The sequence below is a fragment of the Paracoccus sp. MKU1 genome (assembly GCF_001447385.1).
Lineage (GTDB): Bacteria > Pseudomonadota > Alphaproteobacteria > Rhodobacterales > Rhodobacteraceae > Paracoccus.
In genome coordinates this window covers 41,534-47,785 of sequence record NZ_LLWQ01000204.1, presented here as the reverse complement: position 1 = coordinate 47,785, position 6,252 = coordinate 41,534, and the positions used below count along the sequence as shown (strand labels likewise).

The 6,252-nt window shown below is 64.8% G+C and carries 6 protein-coding genes; all 6 read right to left on the bottom strand.

What is annotated here, in order from left to right:
* Positions 1-214 (bottom strand): transposase (locus AQY21_RS19800; RefSeq protein ID WP_203416577.1); only part of this gene is annotated, 214 nt, incomplete at its 3' end.
* 588 nt (positions 215-802) lie between these two features.
* Entirely contained in the window at positions 803-1,678 is an 876-nt protein-coding gene (locus AQY21_RS19795; protein WP_058099320.1) for a hypothetical protein, read from the bottom strand.
* 320 nt (positions 1,679-1,998) lie between these two features.
* Positions 1,999-2,379 carry a hypothetical protein gene (locus AQY21_RS19790; RefSeq protein WP_152988285.1) on the bottom strand — a complete coding sequence of 127 codons (381 nt, stop codon included), beginning with the start codon at positions 2,377-2,379 and terminating at the stop codon, positions 1,999-2,001.
* 31 nt (positions 2,380-2,410) lie between these two features.
* Positions 2,411-3,391: a diguanylate cyclase gene (locus AQY21_RS19785; protein ID WP_058099318.1), complete on the bottom strand. Its 981-nt coding sequence runs from the start codon at positions 3,389-3,391 to the stop codon at positions 2,411-2,413.
* Positions 3,388-3,957: a heme NO-binding domain-containing protein gene (locus AQY21_RS19780; protein WP_058099317.1), complete on the bottom strand. Its 570-nt coding sequence runs from the start codon at positions 3,955-3,957 to the stop codon at positions 3,388-3,390. The genes AQY21_RS19785 and AQY21_RS19780 overlap by 4 nt, the downstream gene beginning before the upstream one ends.
* A 37-nt stretch (positions 3,958-3,994) precedes the next feature.
* Positions 3,995-6,178 carry a ComEC/Rec2 family competence protein gene (locus AQY21_RS19775; RefSeq protein WP_369807810.1) on the bottom strand — a complete coding sequence of 728 codons (2,184 nt, stop codon included), beginning with the start codon at positions 6,176-6,178 and terminating at the stop codon, positions 3,995-3,997.
* Positions 6,179-6,252: the final 74 nt, after the last annotated feature.

Genomic DNA, 6,252 nt, shown 5'->3' with positions numbered 1-6,252 from the left:
TCTTCTTTAGTTGGTGCCGCCAGGCATAGATTTGCTGCCGCGTCACATCGTGCCGCTGTGCAACCTGCGTCACCGTCGCCCCGTCCACGCCGACCGACAAAACGATCTCGAGCTTCTCCTCGTCGCTCCACCGCCGCCGCCGCTCCAGTCCAAGAATATCGCCCCGCATCCCCACACCCGCATAAGACACGTCATTAACGACGTCACTATGCACGTGCCTTAATCCATCAGCCCAAACTCAGGCAGACGGTAACAATCGGGCCGTTACTCTTCTCCCGTCCCGATTTCTCATTCCAAGCTCCGCGTCTCGCCAGCTTGCCGATACACGGCAAGATTGTATTGGCGGATATCCTTGCGCCATGCTTCGCTCCGTCGCGACAGCTAGGGCGGTAGAGAACCGTGCCCTGAAAATCCGCGGGAGATGCCTCCGGTCGAGCGCTTCGGCTTCCTGTCCATCCCCGATCCATGGCTTCGCAAACCCAGCGAATCGGCGCCCCTGGCATGTTCGTAGTGGGGAGCTCACGTCGATCAAATCGACCAAAGCCCGGCAGCCTTGGACAGAACCAGCGGCCCCACGATCCGCGCCGCATCCGGTCGATACCCCGCGCAAATCCCTTGCCGCGGATCCGCACTCCCACCGGCAAGGAAAACCCACCGGGCCTCCCCGAAGAATTGGCGAAGGCTCCGGATTGCCAGAGGCCCCCATCCTCGAAAACCGTATCCGGCCGAAATGCCGGCTGCCCGCAGGCCGACGACGTCCTGGACGGACAAAGACCTGCTCCGGGACAACGATCCGGTTGGTTCAGGAGGTCAGGAACTCGATCCCCGGCAAGGCCGCGATCTCGGCCATGTCGGCTTCATAGGCGGTGGTGATGCGGTCCACCATCGGCTGGGTCCAGCCGGGCAGGTTCAACTCCACCTCGATCTGTTCGGGCTGAGCGTATTTCTCGAGCGCGGCGGCAAAGATCCTGCGGCGGCTGGCGATGGTCAGCCGCTCCTCTTGCGCCATCGCCTCGCGGATCATGCGGATGCCGTCGGGGTGGAGGATATCGCCCAGGACCTGCAAGCCGGCCTTGAGCGGCACATCGGCCGGCATGGTCGAGATGCGGCGCACCACCTCGGGCCAGATCAGCGAGGTATCCTCGTGACACCAGACCACCAGGCGCCGGCCCGGCAGGGCGGCCAGGACCCGCCGTATCGCTGGGCCCCAGCGCAGCGCCTCGGGATCGACCCCGCCCATCAGCTCGGCATAGGTGCCGTTGCTCTCTTGCGACAGGATGTAGGAGACCAGCGTGGCGGGGTTCTTCAGCGCCAAGAAGAACTCGACCTCGGCGCTGGGAAACAGGTTGGCCAGCGCCGCCATCTTCTCGCCGGCGCTGGCATAGAGCCCTTCGGGCGAGATCGCGCGCGCTGCCTTGCCAAGAAAGGTCGGCGTGCTGCAAATGATCCGCCGCGGATCGTCCGAGTCCAGGATCGCGTCCAGCATCACCTGTTCCATTTCCGGCGTGGCAGGGCCGCCTTTCAACGCGCTCAGCGCCTCGTTGAAGACCTCGCGATGCCGGTTTGGGGTCACCGGCTCGACCCCATTGCGCAACAGCCAGTCCCGGTTCTGCAACAGGGTCTTGACCATGCGATAGAGATCCGTGCCGTGAACCCCGCAATGAAAGACGACCTGCATGCGCCCGCAACTCCTGACTCGTTTCGGCGGCACAGTAATCGGCAATCGGCGCGGGGAAAACCTCATGGTTGAAAGCCGGTTGCCCGGACCCTCCGAGCGTAAACCGTTCCCCGCCACTCCCCCAGACCCGCGGGCATTCCAGTCAGCTTCATCGTAAGACGACACGAGGGCAAAGCGCCCGCACGGCACCGGTTCTTCGAGCAAAACGACGAATGGCAGACCGCAAGCCGCTCCATGATGCTCGAAGCCTTCGCACAGATCGACAAGCAGGAGAGCGATCCCATTCTCAGCATAACCACAAAAGCCGCCTGATCATGACCTCAGGCCATCCGCAAAATTACACCACCGTGACGGACGTGACCGCCACCTATCTTCCCGCTGCCGCAGGCAGGGCAACAGCGCGGCATCGCCTGATCAAGCAACTCTGCCGTTCTGCACTTCGGTGCTTGCGGTTGGGAAAGCATGTCCCGCAAGGTGGAGCGCTGTTCCTCATCAAGCAGGTCGACGCGCGCGAGAAACCGTGAAAACTCATTGGAATCCATAGAGATCACCTCCGGGTCAAATGAGTTTTTTTCCTCTTCAACCGACCTTGCAACACCCAACGAGAACTGAGCCAAGAATGTCTCGCCGGCTTCTAGCCCCGCGGCCGAACCGAACATGCGCGACAATGGATGGCGTGCGGGCCACGGCTTGCCTGCCATGCCCGATATCAAGGACGGAAAGCCTCGCGGACTAGCGGAGCGCCTCGCTCCACGAAACCACCCTGCCCCGGCCAGAGGCTTTTGCACGGTAAAGCGCCGCATCGGCCATCTCGAACAGCTGCGGAAGCTGAAGGATTCGCTTGCTGTCGGAAACCGCGATGCCCATGCTCGCCGAGACCTTTTCCGAACCTGGGCATACCTCCATAGCCCCGATTTTCCGGATCATTCTTTCGCAGATATTCTGCGCGACCGCCGCCGGCCGATCGGCAAGGATCAGGATCAGAAACTCATCCCCTCCCATGCGGCAAACCCTGTCGCCGGAGCGCACCTCGGAAGCCAATACCGCGGCCACCTCGGCCAGAACCCGATCGCCGGCGGCATGGCCGAATGTGTCGTTGATCTCCTTGAAGCGGTCGAGATCCATGTGAACCAGAGCGAAGGGATTCTTGTCCCTCTGATCGAACGCCTTGGAAAATACGGCGTCAAAGCCACGCCTATTCAGCACTCCGGTCAGCGGATCGGTGATGGACAGGATCTGCGCGCTTTCCCGCGCCTCCGCCAGCCTGGTGTTGACGCGGGACAGCTCAGTCAAAGCGGCACGGTTCGCCTCGTGCAGGAACAGAAACTCCATGGCGAGGTCCGATGGAGGAAAATCCGAATCACTCAGTCCGAACCGCTGCACAGCCGAGGAAAGACATATCCCGAACCCCAGATTGAGCATGGCAAGCTCGGGCAAGACCTGCACGCCATGACCCCGCAAGGAAACGTCCTGATGGTGGCGCAGCTGCAAGAATATCCTCTTGCCGTCGCCAAGCTGGGAAAACAGGTCGTCGAAACGGATAGGTTGGCCGATATTGTTGGTCGGAATGAAAACATCTTCCAGACGGGCCGCGCCGCCCAACAGCTTGGCAAGCGTCCTGCCCTGCGAGACCATCACGCCGGCGCGATTCAGCAGGAGATGCATCGGCATCAGATCCGCCAGATCGCGCATATCGACCACGGCGTCTTTCAAGACATCAGCCGTATCGGAGACAGGTCGAAGCGACGCTTGCCGGAGTAATCGGGCAAGACGATCTCGATGGCGATGCAGTCCCGCACGACCGAAATGATGACGAGCGAGCCATAGTCATCCGCCATGACCCTCAGCATGCCGGCCAGGACCCGCATCAGCCCCGGCTGGTGCGGGTCGGCGATTATCCGATAGTTCCCGGGCGCGTCCGCCAACACCACGAAGCCCGGAAACTCGAGATCGGGGATCACCAGCTTGATCCGTCCCGGCAATTCGCGCAGCGATTCCACGAATTCCTCGAAATTCGCGCCGCCGAACCGCAGCAGCCTGCGGATCTGTTCCTGGCGGCTCAGCCATGCGCCGATATCCTCGAGAAGCTCACCAAGCGATTTGTCGAAGCGCCTGGCCGAAGCGATCACGATGGCATGGGTGACGCTGTCCGGGCTGGCGCTCCAGGTCAGGAAACCATCGGGGTGGACATCGACTTCGGCGGCGATCTTTTGCCACGTCGCGCTTCCATACGTGCTGCGCAGGAACGCCTCGATACAACGATTGACAAGACCATGCATTTCCTTGGGGCCTGTTCGGATGAGCTGTCGGGGTCGATCAGTGCCAAAGTCGGCCGGAGCCCGGTTCGTCGGCAGAAATGAGATTCGGGCCGTCCTCCGTCAGGAATATCGCTACCGCCCCGCGTTTCCCCAGATATCCAGGGTCCAGGACCAGGCATTCCTTTCGGGCATCGACGCTTAGGGACAAGGGGGCGTTCGCGACCAGAATGCCGCCCTCGCGACAATAGGCCCCGGCATCCTGCGCTGCCGCCTTGCCGGTCAGATGCCGGATCCGAAGCCGGATTCCGGCCCGCTCGAGATCCGCCCAGCGATCTGAAGGCGCCCCGATCCACAGCGGGCGGGCGGCAGCCTCCGCCTGATCGGCGGCATCACCATCGGCCTCCAGCCAGTTCGTCACCGCGAAACTGCCGCCCCGCGGCTTCGAGGGCGCCCTGCCCGCCGGGGTCAACACCGCTGCCGCATCGCCCTGGGCCGAGATCAGGATGTCGGGACGCTGGGCACCCAGCCAGAGCAGGCCCGCCGCCGTCAACAAGGCCGTGCCCGCGCCACGGCGCAAAAGCAGGGCCACGGGGCGAGTCGCGCTGCCGGGAATCGGCGCCAGCAGGACCAGCAGCGCACCGATGGCCATCAGCGGCAGCACGGCGCGCGGCGCGGCCGGGAACAGGGTCACCGCCCCATCCAGATCCGATATCCATTGCGCCACCGCCAGCATCCAGCTGGTGCCGAGCCCCATCAGCCACAGCGCCGGCTGGGCGAGACCGAGCGGCGCCAGCAGCGCCGCAAAGACGCCGCCAGGCATCACCAGCGCCCCGACGACCGGCACGACCAGCATGTTGGCCAGCAGGCCGTATTGCGTCATCCGCCCGAAATGGGCGGCGGCGATGGGGGCAGTCACCATGCCGGCCACGAAGGACGAGACGAACAGCATCAGCACCGGCCGGACCCACCACGGCAAGCGCGGAGACAGCCTCATCCAGGGTTCCTGCATCAGGATCAATGCGACCGTGGCGGCAAAGCTCATCTGGAAGCCGGGCTCGGTCAGTGCCTCGGGGTTCAGCACCAACACGATGCCGGCGGCAACGGCGACGGTGCGTAGCGACACGGCGCGCCGGTCGGCGATGATCGCCAGCAGCATCACCGCCACCATGATGAAGGCACGCTCGGTCGCGACGCCGCCGCCCGAAAGCCAGAGATACAGCGCCGAGGCGCAAAGCGCCCCCGCCGCCGCCAGCTTGTGGACCGGCACCGCCCGGATGCCGCCCAGCCCCTGCGCCACCACGCCGGAGAGCCGCAGCGCGGCATAGACGAAGCCGGCCAGCATGCTCATGTGCAAACCCGAGATCGACACGATGTGATAGAGATTCGAATCGCGCATGATCTGGTTGGTCTCTTCGGCGATTCCGGAGCGGTCGCCGGTCATCAGCGCCGCCGAGACCGCCCCGGCCTGGCCGCCGATCCGATCCTGCATCGCCCCGGACAGCGACATGCGGAGGCGGTGCAGGGCCAGCATGCCGCCAGCGGCGGGCGGCTCGACCGTGAGGACCGGGGTGCGGGCATAGCCCACGGCGCCCAGACGCTCGAACCAGGCCATGCGGCGAAAGTCGAAACCGCCCGGCTCGGACGGGCCGGGGGGCGGACCCAGATGCGCGGTCAGCATCACGCGCTGGCCCGGCACCGGCAATTCCTGCGGGGTCAGCAGAGAAATCCGCACCCGGGCCGGCATGCGGCCGGGCGCAACCTCATGCAGCCCGACCTGATCGAGCAGCAGTCGCATCCGGTCGCGCGACGAGCGATCGATACCGATCACCCGCCCCTCGACCGGGCCGTAATAGCGGAAATCCAGCACCGGCGCGGCGACCATATGCGCCCGGGCTCCTGCAAGCCCCGCCCCCAGCACGGCCAGGAACAGGGCCAGGACGCCAAGCCGCAGCCGATCCGCCCAGATCCAGCCGAGCCAGCCGCCCTCGGCCAGCCGCCTCGCCGCGGTCGCCAGCAGCAGGCAGGATCCGCCGGCCAGAATCAGCAAGGCGTAAAGGCCCGGCCCGGGCTCCCGTGGCAGCAGGAACCAGCCGCCGATGCCGAGCGAAAGCCAGAAGGGCACCCAGGGCAGCAGCCCGGCCCGGATGCTGACGGAAGGCCGGGGCGAGGCCGGCGCATCCCGCCTGGCGCCGGCGGCCAGGGCCGGCAGGCGCATTCGCAAAGCGTTCACCGATTCCGTCACCAAAACTTGTCCTTGCCGTGGCACTTGCGTATCTGTGGCGCCAAGATTGGCATGCCGACCCTTTCGAAAGGATT

What these genes read in the sequence shown, in the direction of transcription:
- AQY21_RS19795 (WP_058099320.1), bottom strand. Translation starts at nt 1,678, where the DNA reads ATGCAGGTCGTCTTTCATTGCGGGGTTCACGGCACGGATCTCTATCGC.
- AQY21_RS19790 (WP_152988285.1), bottom strand. Translation starts at nt 2,379, where the DNA reads ATGGCAGGCAAGCCGTGGCCCGCACGCCATCCATTGTCGCGCATGTTC.
- AQY21_RS19780 (WP_058099317.1), bottom strand. Translation starts at nt 3,957, where the DNA reads ATGCATGGTCTTGTCAATCGTTGTATCGAGGCGTTCCTGCGCAGCACG.